This window comes from Metapseudomonas resinovorans, assembly GCF_002003485.1.
Taxonomy (GTDB): Bacteria; Pseudomonadota; Gammaproteobacteria; order Pseudomonadales; family Pseudomonadaceae; genus Metapseudomonas; species Metapseudomonas resinovorans_D.
In genome coordinates this window covers 1-21,242 of the sequence record NZ_BDMA01000004.1, presented here as the reverse complement: position 1 = coordinate 21,242, position 21,242 = coordinate 1, and the positions used below count along the sequence as shown (strand labels likewise).

General features: G+C 63.3%; 18 protein-coding genes. 11 read left to right on the top strand and 7 right to left on the bottom strand.

Annotated features, from left to right (window positions below):
* Nucleotides 1-20 precede the first annotated feature (20 nt).
* The 5 genes from MnOB_RS01150 to MnOB_RS01130 all read left to right on the top strand — a co-directional run bounded on the left by MnOB_RS01150 (nucleotide 21) and on the right by MnOB_RS01130 (nucleotide 6,700).
* Entirely contained in the window at nucleotides 21-1,193 is a 1,173-nt protein-coding gene (locus MnOB_RS01150; protein WP_077521032.1) for a GGDEF domain-containing protein, read from the top strand.
* A 136-nt stretch (nucleotides 1,194-1,329) separates the two neighbouring features.
* Nucleotides 1,330-2,346 carry a DUF2804 domain-containing protein gene (locus tag MnOB_RS01145; protein ID WP_077521029.1) on the top strand — a complete coding sequence of 339 codons (1,017 nt, stop codon included), beginning with the start codon at nucleotides 1,330-1,332 and terminating at the stop codon, nucleotides 2,344-2,346.
* 75 nt (nucleotides 2,347-2,421) lie between these two features.
* Entirely contained in the window at nucleotides 2,422-2,856 is a 435-nt protein-coding gene (locus MnOB_RS01140; RefSeq protein ID WP_077521026.1) for a MarR family transcriptional regulator, read from the top strand.
* On the top strand, nucleotides 2,856-4,259 hold the full coding sequence (locus tag MnOB_RS01135; protein ID WP_077521022.1) for a DHA2 family efflux MFS transporter permease subunit: 1,404 nt from the start codon (nucleotides 2,856-2,858) through the stop codon (nucleotides 4,257-4,259). Before MnOB_RS01140 ends, MnOB_RS01135 begins: the two co-directional genes overlap by 1 nt.
* A 272-nt stretch (nucleotides 4,260-4,531) precedes the next feature.
* Nucleotides 4,532-6,700 carry a motility hub landmark protein FimV gene (locus MnOB_RS01130; RefSeq protein ID WP_077521019.1) on the top strand — a complete coding sequence of 723 codons (2,169 nt, stop codon included), beginning with the start codon at nucleotides 4,532-4,534 and terminating at the stop codon, nucleotides 6,698-6,700.
* Nucleotides 6,701-6,767: 67 nt separating this feature from the next.
* On the opposite strand, the gene MnOB_RS01125 is transcribed toward MnOB_RS01130, so the two are convergent.
* The 6 genes from MnOB_RS01125 to gcl form a co-directional block, all read right to left on the bottom strand.
* A complete protein-coding gene (locus tag MnOB_RS01125; RefSeq protein ID WP_077521016.1) occupies nucleotides 6,768-7,676 on the bottom strand; it encodes an urea transporter in 909 nt (302 codons plus the stop codon).
* A 145-nt stretch (nucleotides 7,677-7,821) separates the two neighbouring features.
* The gene (gene pyk, locus MnOB_RS01120) at nucleotides 7,822-9,237 is read right to left on the bottom strand and encodes a pyruvate kinase (protein ID WP_077521013.1); all 1,416 of its coding nucleotides are present in this window, start codon (nucleotides 9,235-9,237) and stop codon (nucleotides 7,822-7,824) included.
* Nucleotides 9,227-10,507 (bottom strand): glycerate kinase type-2 family protein, encoded by a 1,281-nt coding sequence (locus MnOB_RS01115; protein WP_077521010.1) that lies wholly within the window; start codon nucleotides 10,505-10,507, stop codon nucleotides 9,227-9,229. Before MnOB_RS01115 ends, pyk begins: the two co-directional genes overlap by 11 nt.
* 261 nt (nucleotides 10,508-10,768) lie before the next feature.
* A complete protein-coding gene (locus tag MnOB_RS01110; protein WP_077521008.1) occupies nucleotides 10,769-11,659 on the bottom strand; it encodes a 2-hydroxy-3-oxopropionate reductase in 891 nt (296 codons plus the stop codon).
* A gap of 16 nt (nucleotides 11,660-11,675) precedes the next feature.
* Nucleotides 11,676-12,458 carry a hydroxypyruvate isomerase gene (gene hyi, locus MnOB_RS01105; protein ID WP_077521005.1) on the bottom strand — a complete coding sequence of 261 codons (783 nt, stop codon included), beginning with the start codon at nucleotides 12,456-12,458 and terminating at the stop codon, nucleotides 11,676-11,678.
* Between the two features lie 92 nt (nucleotides 12,459-12,550).
* Nucleotides 12,551-14,326 (bottom strand): glyoxylate carboligase, encoded by a 1,776-nt coding sequence (gene gcl, locus MnOB_RS01100; RefSeq protein ID WP_077521002.1) that lies wholly within the window; start codon nucleotides 14,324-14,326, stop codon nucleotides 12,551-12,553.
* Between the two features lie 361 nt (nucleotides 14,327-14,687).
* On the opposite strand from gcl, the gene MnOB_RS01095 reads away from it, so the two are divergent.
* Nucleotides 14,688-15,125: a GlcG/HbpS family heme-binding protein gene (locus tag MnOB_RS01095; RefSeq protein WP_077520999.1), complete on the top strand. Its 438-nt coding sequence runs from the start codon at nucleotides 14,688-14,690 to the stop codon at nucleotides 15,123-15,125.
* A 266-nt stretch (nucleotides 15,126-15,391) separates the two neighbouring features.
* On the opposite strand, the gene MnOB_RS01090 is transcribed toward MnOB_RS01095, so the two are convergent.
* A complete protein-coding gene (locus MnOB_RS01090; protein ID WP_077520996.1) occupies nucleotides 15,392-16,021 on the bottom strand; it encodes a TetR/AcrR family transcriptional regulator in 630 nt (209 codons plus the stop codon).
* A 201-nt stretch (nucleotides 16,022-16,222) separates the two neighbouring features.
* On the opposite strand from MnOB_RS01090, the gene moaA reads away from it, so the two are divergent.
* The 5 genes from moaA to MnOB_RS01065 all read left to right on the top strand — a co-directional run bounded on the left by moaA (nucleotide 16,223) and on the right by MnOB_RS01065 (nucleotide 21,057).
* Entirely contained in the window at nucleotides 16,223-17,218 is a 996-nt protein-coding gene (gene moaA, locus MnOB_RS01085; RefSeq protein WP_077520993.1) for a GTP 3',8-cyclase MoaA, read from the top strand.
* A gap of 107 nt (nucleotides 17,219-17,325) precedes the next feature.
* Nucleotides 17,326-18,684, top strand: coding sequence for an 8-oxoguanine deaminase (locus tag MnOB_RS01080; protein WP_077520989.1), 1,359 nt, complete (start codon nucleotides 17,326-17,328; stop codon nucleotides 18,682-18,684).
* A 66-nt stretch (nucleotides 18,685-18,750) separates the two neighbouring features.
* Complete coding sequence (locus tag MnOB_RS01075; RefSeq protein WP_077520986.1) at nucleotides 18,751-19,569, top strand: substrate-binding periplasmic protein; 819 nt, start codon at nucleotides 18,751-18,753, stop codon at nucleotides 19,567-19,569.
* Nucleotides 19,570-19,803: 234 nt separating this feature from the next.
* Nucleotides 19,804-20,124 carry a hypothetical protein gene (locus tag MnOB_RS01070; protein ID WP_077520984.1) on the top strand — a complete coding sequence of 107 codons (321 nt, stop codon included), beginning with the start codon at nucleotides 19,804-19,806 and terminating at the stop codon, nucleotides 20,122-20,124.
* A 123-nt stretch (nucleotides 20,125-20,247) separates the two neighbouring features.
* Nucleotides 20,248-21,057 (top strand): outer membrane protein OmpK, encoded by an 810-nt coding sequence (locus tag MnOB_RS01065; protein ID WP_077520981.1) that lies wholly within the window; start codon nucleotides 20,248-20,250, stop codon nucleotides 21,055-21,057.
* Nucleotides 21,058-21,242: the final 185 nt, after the last annotated feature.

Genomic DNA, 21,242 nt, shown 5'->3' with positions numbered 1-21,242 from the left:
CTCCGACAGAAGAGGTAGTTGTGTCCTACAGCAATACTGCCTGGCTAAACGACGTTCGCCCCAATCCCTATGCCGATCAGCTCGAGCTGGGATTTCGGCATTTGCGTTTCACGCGCTCGTTGGAGCGCGAGTACCGCGATTATTTCCTCGAAGAGAATTTCGATCTCAAGCGCATCGCCCTCAGTGTCGGCCTGCTGATCTGGCTGGCGTTCGCCGTGCTCGATTTCTATCTGATCAGCAGCGAGGAACGCTGGTGGATGCTGGCGGTGCGGCTGGGTGTGCTGGGATTGCTGCTGGTGTGCGGCGTCCTCATGCTCCAGCGGCGGCAGCGCCACCTCCTGGCACCCCTCAGCCTGGTCTGCATCGGCGCCCTTGGCATAGGTGCCGCGGCGGTGGTGGCCATCGCCCATCGCAGCGATCCGTCGTTCCCCTATGAAGGCTTGCTGCTGGTGTGCATGGCGGCCTATTTCCTTGTAGGGCTGCGCCTTGTGGAGGCGCTGGGCGTTTCCCTGGTGATGGTGCTGGCCTATGTCGGGCTGGAGCTCTGGGCCGGGCTGCCCTGGCCGCGACTGGTGAACAATCTGCTGTTCCTGCTGTTCGGCAATCTGGCGGGTGCGGTCGGTTGTTACCTGCTGGAATTCAAGTCGCGCGAGCATTTCCTTATCAGCCGCCTGATGCGCGTGCTGGCCGACCACGACAGCCTTACCGGCCTGTACAACCGCCGCAGCTTCAATCGCCAGCTGGAGCGATTGTGGCGACAGGCCCAGCGGGAGCAGCACGGGTTGGCCCTGTTGCTCTGCGACGTCGATCATTTCAAGGCCTACAACGACCGCTATGGCCACCAGGCCGGCGACCAGGTGCTGCAACAGGTGGCGCGTGTCCTCGAAGACACCGCGCGTCGCCCGCTCGACATGGCGGTGCGCTTGGGCGGCGAGGAATTCGCGGTGCTGCTCTATGACATCGGCGAACAGGAAGCGCGTCGCTGCGCCGAGAAGCTGCGAGCGGCCCTGGAAGGCGAGTCCATCCAGCATGAAGCCTCGCCTACCGCGCCGGTGCTGACCATGTCCATCGGTGTTGCCTGCATCCAACCGCTGCCGGGCATGCCATTGGGCAAACTCTACGAACTGTATGAGCATGCGGATCGTGCCCTGTACGAGGGCAAGGCATTCGGCCGCAATCGGGTGGTGGCCTGAGTTCTGACGAAAACTACCTACGCTCGGCCACTTTTCGTGCAGAACTCAATTCGTCGCTCCGGATGGCGCGCGCCGTGACTGTCCGACGCAGCGGCCGGTGCTAGCATCGCGGCTCCTTCCGTTTCGAGCGATCCGCATGGACAAGCTGATCCAGGCCGACGGCCAGCCACGCTACGGCATCTTTTCCGCTGCGCCGGACCTCATCAACTACCGCGACTTCGACTTCCGCTCGCCCATGGGGCGGCGCCTGGGGGCTCTGGCGAAGTGGCGGCGCTTCCATCAGTTCCAGTACTTCGGCTTGCTCAGTGACGAGCTGATCGGCGGCTGCGCCCTGGCCAACCTGAGCCTGGTGGGCGTCGGCTTCGTCTATCTCTTCCATCCAGCCAGCGGACGCATGATCGAGCGCCAGTTCAAGCTGCCGCTGGGCTTCGGGACCACCTTTTCCCAAACGCCGGATGACGGCGTCTGCGAACTGCGCCAGGGTCGCAACCTGTTGCGCCTGGAGAACCGTGCGGATTCCGCGCAGAAGCGCCTGTTGGTAGAGCTGGACGACGGCACCCGCATCGACGCCTGGTTCAGCGAACGGGAACCGGCCTTCCAGCCCATGTGCATCTGCACGCCGACGGCCGTGAATGGCTGGGTTTATGCGCAGAAGGTGGCGGGGGTCGCCTGCCAGGGGAGTATAAAAAGCGCCCTGGGCAACTTCGATCTGGCGCAGATCGGTGCCTTCGCCCATCACGACTGGTCGGCGGGCTACATGCGCCCGGAAACCAACTGGAACTGGGCGTGCCTGTCCGGGCTGGCTGATGGGCTGCGGGTCGGCCTGAACCTGTCCTGCGGGGTGAACGAGACGAGCTTCACCGAGAACTGCTTCTGGCTGGACGGGGAATTGCTGAAAGTCGATACGGTGCGCTTCACCTTCGATCGCGACCAGCCGCTGAAGACCTGGACCATCGCCTCCCACGATGGTCAGGTCGAGCTCACCTTCGAGGGCGAGGGGCTGCACGAGGAGCGGCTGAACCTGGGTTTCATTGCAAGCAATTTCAAGCAAGTCTTCGGTCGTTTTAGCGGCACGCTGCGCCCGGCGGGGCGCGCGCCGGTCCGGATCGAAAAAATGTGGGGATTCGTCGAGGACCAGTATGTGAAGTGGTAGGGCAGGGGGCTTGCTCGCGGCTTTCGGCTATGGTTAGCTGGCTAATTATTAGTATAAGAAGTCCGAGTCAATTCGATGTCCTACCCCGATCAACACCGTTTCGCCATGCAGCTCGCGCAGATGTCCCGCGCATGGCGCGCTGAACTCGACCGTCGCCTGGCTGGCATGGGTCTGTCCCAGGCACGCTGGCTGGTGCTGCTGCACCTCTCCCGTTTCGTCGAATCTCCGACCCAGCGCGAGCTGGCCAAGAGCGTCGGAGTCGAAGGCCCGACCCTGGCTCGCTTGCTGGACAGCCTCGAGGCGCAGGGCCTGATCCAGCGCATGGCCGTCGTCGAAGACCGGCGCGCAAAGAAGATCGCCCTGTGCCCTCCGGCCCGCCCTCTGATCGAGAAGATCGAAGCCATCTCCAGTCAATTGCGCCAGGAACTCTTCGACGGCATCGACGATGACGAGTTGCGCCATTGCCAACAGGTTCACGCACGGATTCTGGCGAACCTGGATCGCCTCTGATGGGGCAGGACCTGGAAGCGCTGCACGAGCGCTTCGGCGCTCGCTATCCACAATGGCTGCTGGGCCTGCTGATGCTCGGCAGCATGGCGATGATCCTCGCTTCCACCAGCATCAATGTCGCACTGCCGGCGATCATGTCCGACTTCGATATCGGCCGGCCACTGGCGCAATGGCTTTCGACCGGGTTTCTCGCCGCGATGACGGCTGGCTTGCTGCTGGCCGCCTGGAGCCAGTCTCGGCTGGGTGCGCGGCGCACCGTGCAGCTCGGGCTTGGCCTGTTCAGCCTGGCTTCCTTGTTGGCGTTGGTGGCGGATGCGGCCTGGCAGCTGATTGCCCTGCGGATCGTCATGGGCGCCTGCGCCGGCATCATCCAGCCGTTGGCGATGGTACTGATCTTCCGTGTCTATTCCGAAGGCGGCCGTGGCCTGGCCCTGGGTATCTATGGACTGGGCATCATGGTGGCGCCGACCCTTGGGCCCACCATCGGCGGCTATCTGATCGACCACTTCGGTTGGGAGGCGGTGTTCTGGCTTCCCTTGCCACTTTGCCTACTGGCCCTGCTTGGGGCTCAGTGGTTGATGCCCAGCGTACGCGACCGCAATACGCCCGGCGTGGATCTCCGCGCCTTCGCCCTGCTCAGTGTTGCGCTGTTCGCCCTGCTGGGTGCCTTGGCCGAGGCACAGCGCTTCGGCTGGATGGCCCCCAGCGCCTGGATACCAGGGCTGCTGGGCATGGGATGCGCCTTCCTCTTCCTGCGGCGCAGTCGCGCCTGCGAGCGGCCGCTGCTGCCATTGCAGCTGTGGCGCCATCCCGCATTTCGCAAGGCAAGCTGGGTCGCCCTGGTGCTCGGGCTGGGGCTGTACGGTTCCACGTACCTGATTCCACTTTTCCTGCAGACGGTAGAAGGGTACAGCGCCGGCCAGGCCGGTCTTCTGCTGCTACCAACTGGCGTAGTGCTGGGGCTAGCCTCTTTTCTCGGCGGCTGGGCCAGCGACCGCCTCTCGGCTGCGTCCATGCTGGTGTTCGGCCTGCTGGTGTTCGCAGTCTCGTCAGCCGCATTAGGGCTGGCTGGCCAGGGAGCTTCATTCCTGGCGCTGTGCGGATGGGCCTGCGTTGGGCGGTTGGGGCTCGGGTTGCTCCTGCCCGCCATGAGTACGGGCGCACTGGATGTCCTGAGTGCCGAGGAACTGGCCCTGGGGGCCGGCGCGATCACCTTCGTACGCCAGTTGGGTGGCGCCTTCGGAGTCAACCTGCTGACCTTCTTCCTGGAGTGGCGCCATGGGGCAGAAGGGGGCACTGCAGCGGCTGAAGCGCTGGCGTTCGAGCAGAGCTTCTGGCTGGTTGCGCTGCTCTTCCTGCTGGCGGTGGCACCCGCCTGGGGCGTGCGCTCTGCAAGGTCTTGAACGTGCAATTCGCACGACGAAAATTTTGTCAAGACCCTGGTTAATTTTTTCCTATAGTGGAGTAAGCTACAGAACAGGTTTGTGGCCAGCTGCCATTATGCTGGATGAAGGTGCAGGACGCCCGTCATGTCTGGTGTTGCGTGGGATGGATAAGGAGCGGCATCCCGCTATCATTGTTGTTTTGAGGTCAACGGATTTTCGCGTCACTTCGAGGATGCCCGGGCGGGACATCAGAGGTGCGACTCGCGAATACGCGTGACCGGGGAGGACATATGGCGAGGGTTCACAAGCTCCTGCTGACACTTGCTTCAGGCTCTGCACTTTATTCAGGCCTGGTGCCAGCTCTGGGGCTAGGCGAAATCTCCCTGCATTCCGCCCTGAATCAGCCATTGGATGCCGAAATCGAGCTACTCGAAGTCGGCGACCTCAACGACAGCGAGATCAAGGTCAGGCTGGCTTCTGCCGATGACTTCGACCGTGCCGGTGTCGACCGCTTCATCTTTCTCAACGACCTTCGCTTCAGTCCGGTGATCCGTGGCTCGGGCAGCCGCATTCGCGTGGTGTCCAACCAGCCCGTCCGTGAGCCCTACCTGAATTTCATCGTCGAAGTGGCTCGCCCCAACGGCAAGCTGCTGCGCGAGTACACCCTGCTGCTGGATCCGCCCGGTTCGGCCTACACCGCAAGCACCGCACCGGTCATACCGGTTCGTGAGACGATTGTCGCAACCGCCCCCGTCGCGCCGGTACAACCCAAGCCGGCACCTGCCGCTACCCAGGGCAAGCACTACCAGGTCGCACGGGGTGACAGCCTCTGGGCGATCGCCAAGCGCCTGAGCGCAGGCAGTGGCATGACCCAGCAGCAGATGCTGGATGGCATCTACTCCCTCAATCCCCAGGCGTTCCCGGATGGCGACCTCAATCGTCTGCATGCCGGCCAATCCCTGCTGCTGCCCGATAGCGCCGTGCCGAGCAGCGCTCCCGTCGCTGTAGCGCCTATCGCAGCGCCGAATGAGACTCAGGCGGCGACACCGGTGGCCGCCGCTCCGTCCGGGCCGACTCTTGACGAACTGACCCAGGCCCAGCAGCGAGTGGATTCCAGCATTGCCCAGGGCGAGGCCGAACGTGCAGAACTGCGTCAGCACATCGCCGAGCTCCAGGCGAAGCTGGACGCCATGCAAGAGCAATTGAGCGGCAGCGACCAGCAGATGACCTCGCTGCAGCAGCAAGTCCAGCAGATCGCCACTCCTCCAGTGGTAAGCGAGGCACCGAAAGCCCAGCCAGCGCCCGCACCTGCAATCATTCCTGCCGCCCAGGCCGCCCAGGCCGCCCAGGCCGCCCAGGCCGCCCAGGCCGCCGAGCAGACTTCGCTCGCTCCCGTGCAGTCAGGCAGCTCCGGTATCAGCCCGGTCTGGTGGGCGATCATGGTTTCCGGCCTGGTGCTGTTGTTCCTCCTGGATTGGGTGCTGCTGCGTCGTTCCCGTCGTGAGGAGCAGGAGCAGGAGCTGGAAGAAGCCCAGACCACCGGCAAGGCCAAGGTGGCCTTCCAGCATCGTCGGGAGGAAGTGCAGCCAGTGGCCCCGGCAATGCCGAAGCCCGCTCCGGTCGCTCCCGTCGCTGTGTCGCCGGTCGTTGTCGCGATGCCCGTCGCCAAGCTCAATTCCGACGCGCTGGAAGGCGCCAATATCTACATCGCTTACGGCCGCTGGCGCGAAGCCCTGGCTGTTCTGCGTCCGGCTGTTGCACAGGAGCCGCAGCGCCTGGAGCTGCGTTATCGCCTGCTGGAAGTGCTGGGCGAGTTGCGTGACACGGTTGCCTTCACCCTCGAAGAAGCGGCTCTACGCGACCTGCATGCCGATGAAGGACGCCTGGCCGCCATCTGTGCTCGTTATGCGGACGTGGGTTTTGTGGCGCCGAGCGAACCGGTGTTCGTACTGGACGAAGCGGCTCCGGCTCTGTCCGAGGCGAGCAACGAGCCTATTGAGGGCGCGCAATCCGACTTCAATGGCTACCCGCTGGATGCCGACTGGGAACAGGTCAGCCCGTTCAAGACGGCCGAGCCCAAGCGCAAGGCAACTGTGGTCCAAGCCTTCGCGACTGTGGAAGACGACCTGGGCTTCCCGACCAATCTCCAGGAGCTGCCGGAAGTCTTCGAGATGACCCTGGACGACGATACCCTGAGCCCCTTCGGCGAGCTGCCGGAACTGCCCCAGGCCGAAAGCCTGGACGAGCTCACGGCGGAGTTCGTCGATCCCATGGTCAGCCTGGAAGCACTGGACATGCTGGATGCCCGCCAGGAGAACCTCACCAAGCTGAACCTGGCGCTCGCCTACATCAAGCAAGGCAATATCGAGGCGGCCTGCAGCATCCTCAACGAAGTCATCAGCGAAGGCGACGACCAGCAGAAACAGGAAGCGCGTGACCTGCTGGCGAAGATCGCCTGAAGCGTCTCAAGCCCAATGAAAAAGCCCGGACCTGGTCCGGGCTTTTTTATCTGGGGGCTTACCGCTCCTACTGCGTCCGTGACTGCGCAGGCTGTGCCAGCCCCATCATTCGCTTGGTCACCAGCACTAGCCAGCAAGCGAGGATGAAGGGCGCGGTCATGGCTGGCAGGCCGAGGGCGGCGAAACCGGGTTGCAGGGCAACCCCCAGCAGGATGCCGGCCAGCGCGCACCACGGGCGACGCAGATCCTTGCCGAGTGCCAGGGCGATGAGCGCTCCGTTGAGACTGAACAGGCCTGCCAGCACCGCCTGCATCGGCATACCCTGGAGCAGTGCCAGGGCCAGCGCGGTACCAGAACCGAGCAGAGCCCAGACGCCCACTCGCCATCCGGCGAGGAACAGGGCGCCGATTACCAGGGCGCCGGCGATTGGCTGGTCGAGGAAAATCACCTGGCCGATGCCCCGCACGATCGCCAGCGGCGTATCGACCCAGCCGAATTGCAGGGTGGTGGCAATCATCGGGGCAGGCGCCAGTTCCAGTGGCCCTCCCAGGGCCAGCAACAGCCAGCCGAGGCCAACGAAGGGCGCGGTGTAGGCGGGCAGCCAGTTGTGTTGGCGAACCGCCTTGAGCAGGGGATTGAGCACCAGGCTGGACAACCCGCTGGCGCAGAGAATTAGCAGTGCCAGGTAGAGCGAAGGTTCGAAGCGCGCACTCAGCAGAAGGCCGAGCAGCACGCCGTTGTAGCCGTAGAGGCCGGCTTCGATGTCTGCGGGGGCATAGCGGCGGCGTACGGCAGTGAGCCAGGAGGCGGCTCCGCCGAGCAGAGCTCCGCCCAGCAGGTTGGGAGCGCCCACCGCGATGGCGAGCAGGATCAGCGCGCCGCAAGCGGGATGACGCTGGAGGAATATCTGGCTGAAACCGTTCAACTGGGCAGAAGCCCAGCTACGGACTTCGGGTCGTAGGGGCAGTCGGTACATGGCAGCTTGCAAAAAAGTGGCGCCCCGGTGAGGGGGCGCCGATTAACTGGCGGTAGCCAGATGGGATTTCTGTTATCGCCCGGCATCGAGGCCGGTGCGGGGAGCGCGGGTTCTCTTTGGACTCCGTCGCGCCGGGTGTTTCACATCAGTTCAGGGTTTCGATCCGCAGGCTATTGGTGCTGCCCGGCTGGCCGAACGGCACGCCGGCGGTGATCACTACGGTGTCGCCACGCTTGGCCATGCCTTGGGCCTGGGCGATCTCCAGCGCGGTGCTGGTGACTTCCTCGACCTTGTGCAGGCGTTCATTGACGACCGAGTAGATACCCCAGGCCACGGTCAGGCGACGTGCGGTATGCAGATTCGGCGTCAGGCTGAGGATCGGCGCCTTCGGCCGCTCGCGGGACGCGCGCAGGCTGGAGCTGCCGGACTCGGTGTAGTTCACCAGTGCGACTACCGGCAGGATGCTGCTGATGCGGCGGATGGCGCAGCTGATGGCGTCGGACGCGGTGGCCTCGGCCTGCGGACGACTGACGTCGAGCTGGCTCTGGAAGTCCGGGCCGTTTTCCACCTGGCGAATGATCTTGCTCATCATCTGCACGGTTTCGAGCGGGTAGTCGCCGGAAGCGGTTTCAGCGGAGAGCATCACCGCGTCGGTACCCTCGGCCACGGCGTTGGCGACGTCGGTCACCTCGGCGCGGGTCGGGGCAGGGGAGAAGCGCATGGATTCCAGCATCTGCGTAGCCACCACGACCGGACGGCCCAGCTGGCGGCAGGTGCGGATGATGTCCTTCTGGATGCGCGGCACATTCTCCGCCGGCACTTCGACGCCCAGGTCGCCACGGGCAACCATGATGGCGTCACAGAGGCGGGCGATTTCTTCCAGATGCACCACGGCCGAGGGCTTCTCGATCTTGGCCATGAGGAAGGCGCGGCCCTTGATCAGCTCGCGGGCTTCGACGATGTCTTCTGGGCGCTGCACGAACGACAGGGCGACCCAGTCCACACCCAGGTCCAGACCGAAGTCCAGGTCACGGCGGTCCTTGGCGGTCAGCGGCGAGAGTTGCAGTACCGCTTCCGGCACGTTGACGCCCTTGCGGTCGGACAGTTCGCCGCCGGCAATCACGGTGGTTTCCACTGCATCGGCGTGGCGGGCCGTCACTTGCAGGCGCAGGCGACCGTCGTCCAGCAGCAGGTTCATGCCGGGTTCCAGGGCCTCGATGATTTCCGGGTGCGGCAGGTTGACCCGGACCGCATCGCCTGGGGTGGTGTCCAGGTCCAGGCGGAACGCCTGGCCGCGTTCGAGGTTGACCTTGCCGTCAGCGAAGCGACCAACGCGCAGCTTCGGACCTTGCAGGTCCATCAGGATGCCGATGGGGTAGTTCAGCTGGCGCTCGACTTCACGCACCCACTGATAGCGCTGGGCGTGATCGGCGTGCTCGCCGTGGCTGAAGTTCAGGCGGAACAGGTTGACGCCGGCTTCCACCAGTTGGCGGATGTCGTCGATGCCTTTGATCGCCGGACCGAGGGTGGCGAGGATTTTTACTTTCTTGTCAGGCGTCATTTTCAGGGCTCTCGAGGATCAGGATGGCGCGGAAGTCGTTCACGTTGGTGCGGGTCGGTTCGGTGACGATGAGATCACCGAGTGCGGCGAAATACCCGTATCCGTTGTTGTTGTCCAGTTCGTCGCTGGCGGACAGCTCCTGCTTGGCGGCGCGAGCGTAGCTGCAAGGGGTCATGATGGCGCCTGCGTTGTCCTCGGAACCGTCGATGCCGTCGGTGTCGCCGGCCAGGGCGTAGACGCCCGGCAGGCCCTTCAGGGTATTGGTCAGGCTCAGCAGGAACTCGGCATTGCGCCCGCCACGGCCATTGCCGCGCACGGTCACGGTGGTTTCGCCGCCTGAGAGGATCACGCACGGCGGCTTGATCGGCTGGCCATGCAGCACGACCTGGCGGGCGATGCCGGCATGGACTTTGGCGACCTCGCGGGATTCGCCTTCCAGGTCGCCGAGGATCAGCGGGGTGAGGCCGGCGGCGCGTACTTTCTCGGCAGCGGCATCGAGGGACTGCTGCGGAGTGGCGATCAACTGGAAGTGGCTGCGGGACAGGCAGGGATCACCCGGTTTGACGGTTTCCGAACGTGGGTCCTGCAGCCAGGCGCGCACGTGGGTCGGTACCTCGATTTCGTAGCGGGCGAGGATCGCGAGGGCTTCGGCCGACGTCGTCGGGTCGGCAACGGTGGGGCCGGAGGCGATCACGGTGGCCTCGTCGCCCGGCACGTCGGAGATCGCATAGGTGTAGACGGTCGCCGGCCAGCAGGCCTTGGCCAGGCGGCCGCCCTTGATCGCCGATAGGTGCTTGCGCACGCAGTTCATCTCGGAGATGGAGGCGCCGGATCTCAGCAGGGCTTTGTTGATCGCCTGCTTGTCCTTGAGGGTCAGGCCCTCGGCGGGCAGGGCGAGCAGGGAGGAACCGCCGCCGGAAAGCAGGAAGATCACCCGGTCCGACTCGTCGAGATTGCTCACCAGTTCCAGTACGCGCTGGGCGGTTTCCAGGCCGGCGGCATCGGGTACCGGGTGGGCGGCCTCGACCACTTCGATTTTCTTGCAGTTGGCGCCGTGGTCGTAGCGGGTCACCACCAGGCCGGAGATCTCGCCTTGCCACTCGCGCTCGATCACTTCTGCCATGGCGGCGGCTGCCTTGCCGGCGCCGATGACGATGACGCGGCCGGAGCGATCGGAGGGCAGGTGGTCGGCCAGGACCTGGCGCGGGTGGGCGGCGGCGATTGCGGTGGCGAACAGGTCGCGCAGGAAGGCTTTGGGATCGAGGGACATGGCAGGCTCCAGATGAGCGGATTCTTGTTCTAAGGCGGTGTGCCGACGAAGTGGGTCGCCGGGCGTGTCTGGCCGATTTCAGTCCCGAACTGCCGCACGCAGCAGCTCGGGACTGGAATCGACCTTCCTGGTCGTTGGCGCCGTGTCACCGCGGACCAGGAGGGTCGAAAGGGATCGTAGGACGGGAAGAGCGGGCGCTGGCCATCGCGGGAGCTGCCGGATCGATGGGCAGCGCTGGCGCTCAGCCCGTCCTACGAAACATCACTCCTCGCGAATCGAGAAGTTGGCCATGTGCTCCAGGCCCTTGATCAGGCCGGAGTGGTCCCAATTGCTGCCACCGATGGCCGCGCAGGTGCTGAACACTTGCTGGGCATTGGCGGTGTTCGGCAGGTTCAGGCCCAGTTCGCGGGCGCCGGACAGTGCCAGGTTCAGGTCCTTCTGGTGCAGGCTGATGCGGAAGCCCGGATCGAAGGTGCCCTTGATCATGCGCTCGCCGTGGACTTCCAGGATCTTGGAGCCGGCGAATCCACCCATCAGGGCTTCACGTACCTTGGCCGGATCTGCACCGTTCTTCGCAGCGAACAGCAGGGCTTCGGCAACGGCCTGGATGTTCAGGGCAACGATGATCTGGTTGGCCACCTTGGCGGTCTGGCCGTCACCGTTGGCACCCACGCGGGTGATGTTCTTGCCCATGGCCTGGAACAGCGGCAGGGCGCGTTCGAAGGCGTTCGGGCAACCACCGACCATGATGCTCAGGGTCGCGGCCTTGGCGCCTACTTCGCCGCCGGAAACCGGGGCGTCCAGGTAGGCAGTGCCGGTAGCCTTGATCTTCTCGGCGAAGACTTTGGTGGCGGTGGGGGAGATGGAGCTCATGTCGATCACGACTTTGCCGACGCCAGCGCCTTCAATCACGCCGTCCTTACGGAACAGGACGTCTTCCACTTGGGGGGTGTCCGGAACCATGACGATGATGAACTCGGCTTCCTGGGCAACCTCTTTGGGGTTGGCCAGGGCTACGCCGTTCTCGCCCAGCAGGTCAGCCGGAGCCTTGTCGAAGTGCTCGGAGAAGAACAGGGTGTGGCCGGCTTTCTGCAGGTTCTGAGCCATGGGCTTGCCCATGATGCCGGTGCCGATGAATCCGATCTTGGCCATGTTGAATACCTCGTTCTTAGATGGCGTTATGGGTTTTCAGCCAGCCCAGGCCGGCAGCGGTGGTGGTTGCCGGCTTGTATTCACAGCCGATCCAGCCCTGGTAGCCGATACGGTCCAGGTGCGCGAAGAGGAAGCGGAAGTTGATCTCGCCAGTGCCCGGCTCATTGCGGCCCGGGTTGTCGGCAAGCTGCACATGGTTGATCGCGGCGAGGTTGGACTCGACGGTGCGCGCCAGGTCTCCTTCCATGATTTGCATGTGGTAGATGTCGTACTGCAGGAACAGGTTGGCGCTGCCCACTTTTTCGCGGATGGCCAGGGCCTGCTTGGTGTTGTTCAGGTAGAAGCCGGGGATGTCGCGGGTGTTGATGGCTTCCATCACCAGCTTGATGCCGGCGGCCTGGAGCTTCTCGGCGGCGAACTTGAGGTTCTCCACGAAGGTGCTCTCGATGGTCGCGCAGTCGTAGCCCTGTGGGCGGATGCCGGCCAGGCAGTTGATCTGGGTATTGCCCAGCACCTTGGCGTAGGCGATGGCCTTGTCCACACCTGCACGGAATTCTTCCACGCGGTCCGGGTGGCAGGCGATGCCACGTTCGCCCTTGCCCCAATCACCGGCCGGCAGGTTGAACAGCACCTGCTCCAGTTTGTTGGCGTCCAGGCGTGCGCGGATTTCCTCTACAGGGAAGTCGTAGGGGAAGAGGTATTCGACACCACTGAAGCCGGCTTCGGCGGCAGCGGCGAATCGGTCCAGGAAGTCCACTTCGGTGAACAGCATGGACAGGTTGGCAGCAAAACGGGGCATGAGTGTCTCCTTCTGATTCCCCCCTCCCGCGGACGGGAGAGGGGAGGTGAAAGCCCCTCTCCCACCACGAATAGGAGAGGGGAAGACGGCAATCAATCCAGCAGCGAGATGGCGGTCGGAGCGTCGGCGCCGGTCAGGGCCAGGTCCTCGAACTCGTTGATCGCGTTGATTTCGGTACCCATGGAGATGTTGGTGACACGCTCCAGGATGACCTCGACCACAACCGGTACGCGGAACTCTTCCATCAGCTGCTTGGCCTTGGCGAAGGCGGCTTGCAGGTCGTTGGCGTCATGCACGCGGATCGCCTTGCAGCCCAGGCCCTCGACCACCGCGACGTGGTCCACGCCGTAGCCGTTGAGTTCCGGTGCGTTGACGTTCTCGAAGGACAGCTGCACGCAGAAGTCGATTTCGAAGCCGCGCTGCGCCTGACGGATCAGACCCAGGTAGGAGTTGTTCACCAGTACGTGGATGTAGGGCAGGTTGAACTGCGCACCCACGGCCAGCTCTTCGATCATGAACTGGAAGTCATAGTCGCCGGACAGTGCAACGACCGGACGAGTCGGGTCGGCCTTGACCACGCCCAGGGCAGCCGGAACGGTCCAGCCCAGCGGGCCCGCCTGGCCACAGTTGATCCAGTGACGCGGCTTGTAGACGTGCAGGAACTGCGCGCCGGCGATCTGCGACAGACCGATGGTGCTGACGTAGCAGGTGTCCTTGCCGAAGAACTCGTTCATCTCTTCGTATACGCGCTGCGGCTTGACTGGCACGTTGTCGAAGTGGGTCTTGCGCTGCATGGTGCGCTTGCGCTCGCGGCAGGACTCGACCCAGGCGCTGCGGTCTTTCAGCTTGCCTGCGGCTTTCCATTCGCGGGCGACTTCCAGGAATGCGTCCAGCGCGGAGCCGGCGTCGGAAACGATGCCCAGGTCCGGGGTGAATACGCGGCCGATCTGGGTGGGTTCGATGTCCACGTGGATGAAGCGGCGGCCCTGGGTGTAAACGTCGACGGAACCGGTGTGGCGGTTGGCCCAGCGGTTACCGATACCGAACACCAGGTCGGACTCCAGCACGGTGGCGTTGCCGTAGCGGTGCGAGGTCTGCAGACCGCACATGCCAGCCATCAGCGGATGGTCATCGGGGATGGTGCCCCAGCCCATCAGGGTCGGAACTACCGGCACGCCGGTCAGTTCGGCGAACTCCACCAGCTTGTCCGAGGCATCGGCATTGATGATGCCGCCACCGGCGACCAGCAGCGGACGCTCGGCGTCGTTCAGCATGGCCAGGGCCTTCTCGGCCTGGATGCGGCTGGCGGACGGCTTCACTACCTGCAGCGGCTGGTAGGCGTCGATGTCGAACTCGATCTCGGCCATCTGCACGTCGAACGGCAGGTCGATCAGCACGGGGCCAGGACGGCCGCTGCGCATTTCATAGAAGGCCTTCTGGAAGGCGTACGGCACCTGGCCCGGTTCCAGAACGGTGGTTGCCCACTTGGTGACGGGCTTGACGATGCTGGTGATATCGACGGCCTGGAAGTCTTCCTTGTGCAGACGGGCACGCGGAGCCTGGCCGGTGATGCAGAGGATCGGGATGGAGTCGGCGGATGCCGAGTACAGACCGGTGACCATGTCGGTACCGGCGGGGCCGGAGGTACCGATGCAGACGCCGATGTTGCCTGCGTTGGTGCGGGTGTAACCCTCAGCCATGTGCGAGGCGCCTTCGACGTGGCGGGCCAGTACATGGTCAATGCCGCCGATCTTGTTCAGGGCTGCGTACAGCGGGTTGATGGCGGCGCCGGGGATGCCGAACGCGGTGTCGATGCCTTCGCGACGCATCACCAGGACGGCAGCCTCGATTGCTCTCATTTTGGCCATGTTTTGTGCCTCTTTCTTGTGAAAATTGTATACAAGCTACGTGGCTGGATTCTATTCATCGTCTGACTGAAGGGTCAAGGCCATTTGTGAGGCTAAAGGTCGCAGGGCGTCGACTCTTTTAAAACGCCTGTTTCATGGGGCTCTCCAGCGGTGGTCAGAACGCTGACGGAAATACTGTATACAAAAAATAATGTGATTGTATCTATCTGTTGATTTTTTTGTGTTCGGTGAGATAGTGAGCTACAGCTTTCGGATGCGTCGCAGGACGGGCTGGAAAATGCCCGCGTGGATACAGGAGTGCGCCAACCCTGACCCGGACGACGCCGCACAAGGTTCAACCACTCACGAGGAACGCTTGAAAATGACCACCCTGACCCTGGAAACCGCTGTGAGCATTTCCAATCACGCCCTGACCGTTGGTCGGGAGCTACGCACCGCGCCACTGACGATCGCCGTGCTGGATGCCGGCGGCCATCTGATCACCCTGCAGCGCCAGGACGGCGCCAGCATGCTTCGCCCGCAGATCGCCATCGGTAAGGCTTGGGGCGCGGTGGCCTTGGGTAAGGGCTCGCGCCTGATCGCCGCGGACGCGCAACAGCGTCCGGCGTTCATCGGTGCGGTGAACAATCTGGCCGACGGCAACCTGGTCCCGGCGCCGGGCGGTGTGCTGATTCGTGATGGTCAGGGGGCGGTGATCGGCGCCATTGGCATCAGTGGCGATACGTCGGATATCGATGAGCAGTGTGCGGTCACCGCCGTGGAAGCGGCCGGCCTGAAGGCCGATGCTGGCGCAGCCTGATCGTTGATGGGGGCTGCTGCGCAGCCCTTAGCAAATGAATTCGCCCCCACAGGGAGTGCATCTCTGTGGGGGCGAAGTCTTTAGGGGGGCAAAATCGCGACTATGGCTAGAAGGGGCTGCTCTTCTGTAGGGGCGAATTCATTCGCCAAGCAGTCCAAAGGACTGCCATATCCGGATTATCGGTGTGGAGCGGAGAAGGGTAGGGGCCGCTGCGCAGCCCTTGGCGAATGAATTCGCCCCTACAGCAGGGTCCGGTGAGGCCGGTATCAGGCGCTCTTCGCCGAAATCTTTTCTTCTACTTCGCAGCCCTTGATCACCAGGCGGATAATGGTTTCCGCGGCGGCGTCGTAGTCGGCCTCGCTGAGGCTGGACTTGCCGGTGACGGTGGAAATCTGCCAGTCGAAATCAGCGTAGGTCTGGGTTGCGGCCCAGATGCTGAACAGCAGGTGGTGGGGATCGACCTTGGCCATCAGTCCCTGATCGATCCAGCCCTGGATGCAGTCGATGTTGTGCTTTGCCTGCAGGTTGAGCTGCTCGGTCTGTTCCGGCGAAAGGTGCGGTGCACCGTGCATGATTTCGCTGGCGAACACCTTGGACGCATAGGGCAGGTCGCGGGAGATACGGATCTTCGAGCGGATGTAGGCCGTGAGCACTTCGTGGGGATGACCGGCCTGGTTGAAGGGCGCGGACGCCTGCAGGAGCGGCTCGACGATGCTCTCGAGAACTTCGCGGTAGAGGTTCTCTTTCGACTTGAAGTAGTAGTAGACGTTGGGCTTGGGCAGGCCGGCCTTGGCCGCGATGTCGCTCGTCTTGGTGGCGGCGAACCCTTTGTCGGCGAATTCCTCGCTGGCCGCGCGCAGGATGAGGTCTCTGTTGCGCTCGCGAATGCTACTCACATCGGCTCCTTTATTGGCTCACCGAAGCGCCCGGAAGGCCGGCCGGCGAGAGGTCGGGCATGGTATCACCGGCATCAAATGGCTCTCAAGCGAGCTACTGGATGAATTTCCTGTATACAAAATAATTCTATTCTGTTTCCATTCCGCATCCGTCCATGTCATCGGTGCCCTGTCCGGTGCGTGTTGCGGCAGACGTCACCCATGCAAGACAACCACTTGCTCGACCCCTTCGGGCGTCGAATTTCGTATCTGCGCCTCTCGGTCACTGACCGTTGCGACTTCCGGTGCACCTACTGCATGAGCGAGGACATGGTCTTCGCTCCCCGGGCGCAGATCCTCAGCCTCGAAGAACTCTATGCCGTCGCCGATGCCTTCATCGACCTCGGTGTGAAGCGCATCCGTATCACCGGTGGTGAGCCGCTGGTACGCAAGGGGCTGACCTCCCTGCTGGCGCGACTCGGCGCCCGCGAGGAACTGGAAGACCTGGCCATCACCAGCAACGGCTCCCAGCTCGCGCACATGGCCACCGATCTTCGTCGCAGCGGCGTTACCCGCCTGAATATCAGTCTCGACTCCCTGCAGCGCGAACGCTTTGCCGCATTCACTCGCCGCGACCGTCTCGACCAGGTGCTTGCCGGAATCGACGCGGCGCGTACCGCGGGCTTTCGCCGGATCAAGCTGAACACCGTGGTGCAGAAAGGTCGCAACGATGATGAGGTACAGGACCTCGTTGCCTTCGCGGTCGAGCATGGGCTGGACATCAGCTTCATCGAGGAGATGCCCCTTGGCAGCATCTCCAGCCACGAGCGCAAGGTCACCCTGTGTACCTCGGAAGAGGTGCGCGAGCGAGTTGGCCAACGCTTCCAGCTGCTGCCCAGCAGCTATCGCACTGGTGGCCCGTCGCGTTATTACCAGGTGATCGGCACTGAAACCCAGGTCGGTTTCATCTCTCCCCATAGCCGCAACTTCTGCGGCGACTGCAATCGCGTGCGCGTCACCGCCGAAGGAAAGCTGGTGCTTTGCCTCGGCCATGAAGGCGCACTGGATCTCAAGGCGCTGATCCGTCGCCATCCCGGAGACAGGGAAAGGCTGCGCTCGGCGCTGATCGATGCGCTCAGGCTCAAGCCCGAGAGACACCATTTCGAAGCGGATTCCCAGGTCCAGGTGGTTCGTTTCATGAGCATGACTGGCGGCTAACCGCCCTCGCAATCCGAATTCCAAGCAGTACATACGCTTTTGCGTAGGGTGCGCCGTGCGCACCAACAACTTCCGGTGCGCACGGCGCACCCTACAAGGAGCCCTGTATGGCCAAGACACTCTTGATCAAGAACGCCGACCTGCTGGTGACCATGGATGGCCAGCGCCGGGAAATCCGGCAGGGCGGGATGTTCATCGAGGACAACCGCATCGTGCAGGTCGGGCCGAGCAGCGAACTGCCGCAGACCGCCGACGAAGTGCTGGATATGAAGGGCAAGATCGTCATTCCCGGCCTGGTCAACACCCACCATCACATGTACCAGAGCCTGACCCGCGTGGTGCCGGCCGCCCAGGACGGCGAGCTGTTCAACTGGCTGACCAACCTCTATCCGATCTGGGCGCGCTTGACCCCTGAAATGATCGGCGTTTCGACCCAGACCGCCATGGCCGAGCTGATTCTCTCCGGCTGTACCACCTCCAGCGACCACCTCTACATCTATCCCAACGGCTGCAAGCTGGATGACAGCATCCACGCCGCCGGTGAGATCGGCATGCGCTTCCACGCCGCGCGCGGCAGCATGAGCGTCGGTCGCAGCCAGGGCGGTCTGCCGCCGGACTCCGTGGTGGAGAAGGAAGCGGACATCCTCAAGGAGTCGCAGCGCCTGATCGAGGACTACCACGATGCGTCCCATGGCTCGATGCTGCGGGTCGTCGTGGCGCCGTGCTCGCCGTTCTCCGTCAGTCGCGATCTGATGCGTGAAGCCGCCGTGCTTGCGCGCCATTACGGCGTCTCGCTGCACACCCACCTGGCCGAGAACGTCAACGACATCGCCTACAGCCGCGAGAAGTTTGGCATGACCCCGGCCGAATACGCTGAGGACCTGGGCTGGGTGGGCCACGACGTATGGCATGCCCACTGTGTGCAACTGGACGAGCACGGCATCGAGCTGTTCGCCCGCACCGGTACCGGTGTTGCCCACTGCCCCTGCTCGAACATGCGCCTCGCCTCCGGCATCGCCCCGGTGCGGCGCATGCGCGACGCCGGCGTGCCGGTGGGCCTGGGCGTGGACGGCTCCGCCTCCAACGACGGCGCCAGCATGATCGGCGAAGTGCGCCAGGCGCTGCTGCTGCAGCGGGTTGGTTTCGGGCCGGATGCCATGACCGCGCGCGAGGCCCTGGAGATCGCCACCCTGGGCGGCGCCAAGGTGCTCAACCGGGATGATATCGGTGCCCTGGCGCCGGGCATGGCGGCTGACTTCGTCGCCTTCGACCTCAATCACATCGCCTATGCCGGCGCGCTCCACGACCCGCTGGCGGCGCTGGTGTTCTGCACCCCGACCCACGTGTCCACCAGTGTGATCAACGGCAAGGTGGTCGTACGCGATGGCCAGGTCGTGACCGTGGACCTCCCGCGCGTGCTGGAGCGCCACAACGAGCTGGCGCGCCAACTGGTGCTCGGCGAGTAACCCGTAACCGGGAGCGGGTCGTCCCGCTCCTGTCTTTCCCGCGCAATGGAAAACAAGGAGGAGGTTATGAAACCTCGGGTTTTCGGCTGGCTGGCTGCTGGCCTTTTGTCCGCGAATGGCGCCCTGGCGCAGACCTATGTGATTGGTGTCGAGCAGCAATCCTTCCAGCCCCATTACTGGATGAGCGATCAGGGCGAGTACCAGGGCTTTGCCCGCGAATTGCTGGATCTGTTCGCGCGTGATGCCGGACTGGATATCCAGTACCAGGCGCTGCCGGTCAACCAACTCACCAAGCATCTGCTCAATGGCAGCATCGATTTCAAGTACCCCGACAACGCTAACTGGGCGGGCGACCTGAAAGGTGGCAAGAACATCCGCTACAGCCTGCCGGTGGTGGAGTACGTGGACGGTGTGCTGGTAGCGCCCAAGCGTCAGGGGCAGGGCGTGGACCAATTGGCCAGGCTGGCGGTGGTGGACGGCTGGACGCCCTGGACCTACCAGGACCGCATCGATGCGGGTCATACCCAGGTTGTGCGCAGTGACGACCTTGGGCAGATGATCAAGCAGGCCATGAAGCAGGAGGCTGACGGCGCCTATTACAACGTGGTGGTCGCCTCTTACTACCTGGACAACATCCGTGCGCGACCAGGGGCCCTGGTGTTCGACCCGAAGCTGCCCCACACCCGCGGCACCTTCAACCTTTCCAGCCTCAAGTACCCCGAACTGATCGCTCGCTTCGATCGCTTTCTCGCCGAGCACCGCCAGGAAGTGGATGCACTCAAGGCCCGCTATCAGGTGGAAGCCAATCTGGATTCCGAATACCTCGGGATGGAGCAGTGGAAAGTCGATTTCCTGAAGCGCCAGAAGGAAAAGACCAATCCCTGAACCGTTCCGGTACGCAAGCGCCGTTCCAGAGGCGTTCCATCGACCTGGAGCGAATCAGGCTCGAAATGTTGTACACAATTCTGAAAGAAACTGTTGTTTGAGTTGTTCACAGAGTGTATATAATTCGCAAAATCTGACCGCCGGATCAGCTTTTTCTGATGAAGCAACTGCATGAGGGGGCTCACGCCACCCTGTAAGCCCACGACCGACAAAAACAATAGGCAGGCTTTACCCATGAGTTCATTCGATATCTCCGAGGTTCGTGACGACCTCAGGCACGGCGCCCACCGCCGGCCGCAGGCGAGGCGATACCGCTTCGCAGGTCCCCATCCGTTGCTTGCTCATCTGTCCGCCACCAGCGCCCTGGCACCTGTGTTCGGCTGCCTGCACTGCTGCCCGGACCAGCCGGACAGAAATGCCGACGTAGAAGAATGCTTCCTCCTGTCCTCGACCACCGAGGCCAGGCAGTACTCCCTGGACGTAGCCGAACAGCGCAACGCTGAAGACAGCCCGTCCGGCATCGCCCGCCAACACCGCCTCGGCCTGACCGGCTGACGCACGGCGCGCGCAACTCCCTCCAATCCCGTACCTGCCTGCAGCCTGCCCGGAAACCGGGGCGGGCTCCGGGTGGGTGCGGGGCGGAAAAACTGAAAACCCACTACAACAAGGGAAAAAACCATGAATGCCAAGTATCTGCCGCACTGCCTTGCCCTCTCGACCGGCCTGCTCGGGGGCGGCCAGGCCATCGCCGGTGACCTGCTGTTCTGGCAGAACAACAGCCTGACCTACCTCTATGGCCAGAACTTCAAGGTCAATCCGGAAATCCAGCAAACCGGCACCTTCGAGCATGCGGATGGCTGGAAGTACGGCGATAACTTCTTCTTCGTGGACAAGATCTTCTACAACGGCGAGAAGGACGCGCAGGTGGGCGACAACACCTACTACGGCGAATTCCAGCCGCGCCTGTCCTTCGGCAAGATCTTCGACCAGAAGATCCAGTTCGGCCCTGTGACCGACGTGCTGCTGGCCATGACCTACGAGTTTGGTGAAGGCGACGTCGAATCCTACCTGATCGGCCCGGGCTTCGACCTGGCCATTCCCGGCTTCGACTTCTTCCAGGTCAACTTCTACAACCGCCAGACTGATGGCAGCCGTCCGGGCGACGACGTCTGGCAGATCACTCCGGTGTGGAGCTACACCATTCCGGTGGGCAATTCCGACATCCTGATCGATGGCTTCATGGACTGGGTGGTGGACAACGATGAGAACGATCGCGGCACCTACCACGCCAACCTGCACTTCAACCCACAGGTGAAGTACGACCTGGGCAAGTCGATGGGTTGGGGCGAGAAGCAGCTCTACGTCGGTTTCGAGTACGACTACTGGAAGGACAAGTACGGCATCGACAGCGAGAGCTTCCTGGGTGACGTGATCCTCGATGGCACCGACCAGAACACCGCCAGCCTGCTGGTCAAAGTGCACTTCTGATCCATCGGGAAAAAGACCGGGGGAGGCGCGATGCGCCATCCCCACGGTTGAAAGGGGAGGAGAGCCAATCCATGGCACAAGCCTTTCGCTGCAATGTGGGAGATTCCATGTCAATCAGCCATGCCGACCTGGGGCCGATACGGCTGTTGGCTGGTCATCAGGGCAAAGGCAATCCTGGCCAGCTT

Excerpts from the sequence above, each read along its gene's own strand:
- MnOB_RS01135 (WP_077521022.1), top strand. The coding sequence starts at position 2,856 with ATGGGGCAGGACCTGGAAGCGCTGCACGAGCGCTTCGGCGCTCGCTAT.
- MnOB_RS01125 (WP_077521016.1), bottom strand. The coding sequence starts at position 7,676 with ATGTACCGACTGCCCCTACGACCCGAAGTCCGTAGCTGGGCTTCTGCC.
- MnOB_RS01095 (WP_077520999.1), top strand. The coding sequence starts at position 14,688 with ATGACCACCCTGACCCTGGAAACCGCTGTGAGCATTTCCAATCACGCC.
- MnOB_RS01070 (WP_077520984.1), top strand. The coding sequence starts at position 19,804 with ATGAGTTCATTCGATATCTCCGAGGTTCGTGACGACCTCAGGCACGGC.
- MnOB_RS01075 (WP_077520986.1), top strand. The coding sequence starts at position 18,751 with ATGAAACCTCGGGTTTTCGGCTGGCTGGCTGCTGGCCTTTTGTCCGCG.
- gcl (WP_077521002.1), bottom strand. The coding sequence starts at position 14,326 with ATGGCCAAAATGAGAGCAATCGAGGCTGCCGTCCTGGTGATGCGTCGC.
- MnOB_RS01110 (WP_077521008.1), bottom strand. The coding sequence starts at position 11,659 with ATGGCCAAGATCGGATTCATCGGCACCGGCATCATGGGCAAGCCCATG.
- MnOB_RS01140 (WP_077521026.1), top strand. The coding sequence starts at position 2,422 with ATGTCCTACCCCGATCAACACCGTTTCGCCATGCAGCTCGCGCAGATG.
- moaA (WP_077520993.1), top strand. The coding sequence starts at position 16,223 with ATGCAAGACAACCACTTGCTCGACCCCTTCGGGCGTCGAATTTCGTAT.
- MnOB_RS01065 (WP_077520981.1), top strand. The coding sequence starts at position 20,248 with ATGAATGCCAAGTATCTGCCGCACTGCCTTGCCCTCTCGACCGGCCTG.
- MnOB_RS01130 (WP_077521019.1), top strand. The coding sequence starts at position 4,532 with ATGGCGAGGGTTCACAAGCTCCTGCTGACACTTGCTTCAGGCTCTGCA.
- hyi (WP_077521005.1), bottom strand. The coding sequence starts at position 12,458 with ATGCCCCGTTTTGCTGCCAACCTGTCCATGCTGTTCACCGAAGTGGAC.
- pyk (WP_077521013.1), bottom strand. The coding sequence starts at position 9,237 with ATGACGCCTGACAAGAAAGTAAAAATCCTCGCCACCCTCGGTCCGGCG.
- MnOB_RS01115 (WP_077521010.1), bottom strand. The coding sequence starts at position 10,507 with ATGTCCCTCGATCCCAAAGCCTTCCTGCGCGACCTGTTCGCCACCGCA.
- MnOB_RS01080 (WP_077520989.1), top strand. The coding sequence starts at position 17,326 with ATGGCCAAGACACTCTTGATCAAGAACGCCGACCTGCTGGTGACCATG.
- MnOB_RS01145 (WP_077521029.1), top strand. The coding sequence starts at position 1,330 with ATGGACAAGCTGATCCAGGCCGACGGCCAGCCACGCTACGGCATCTTT.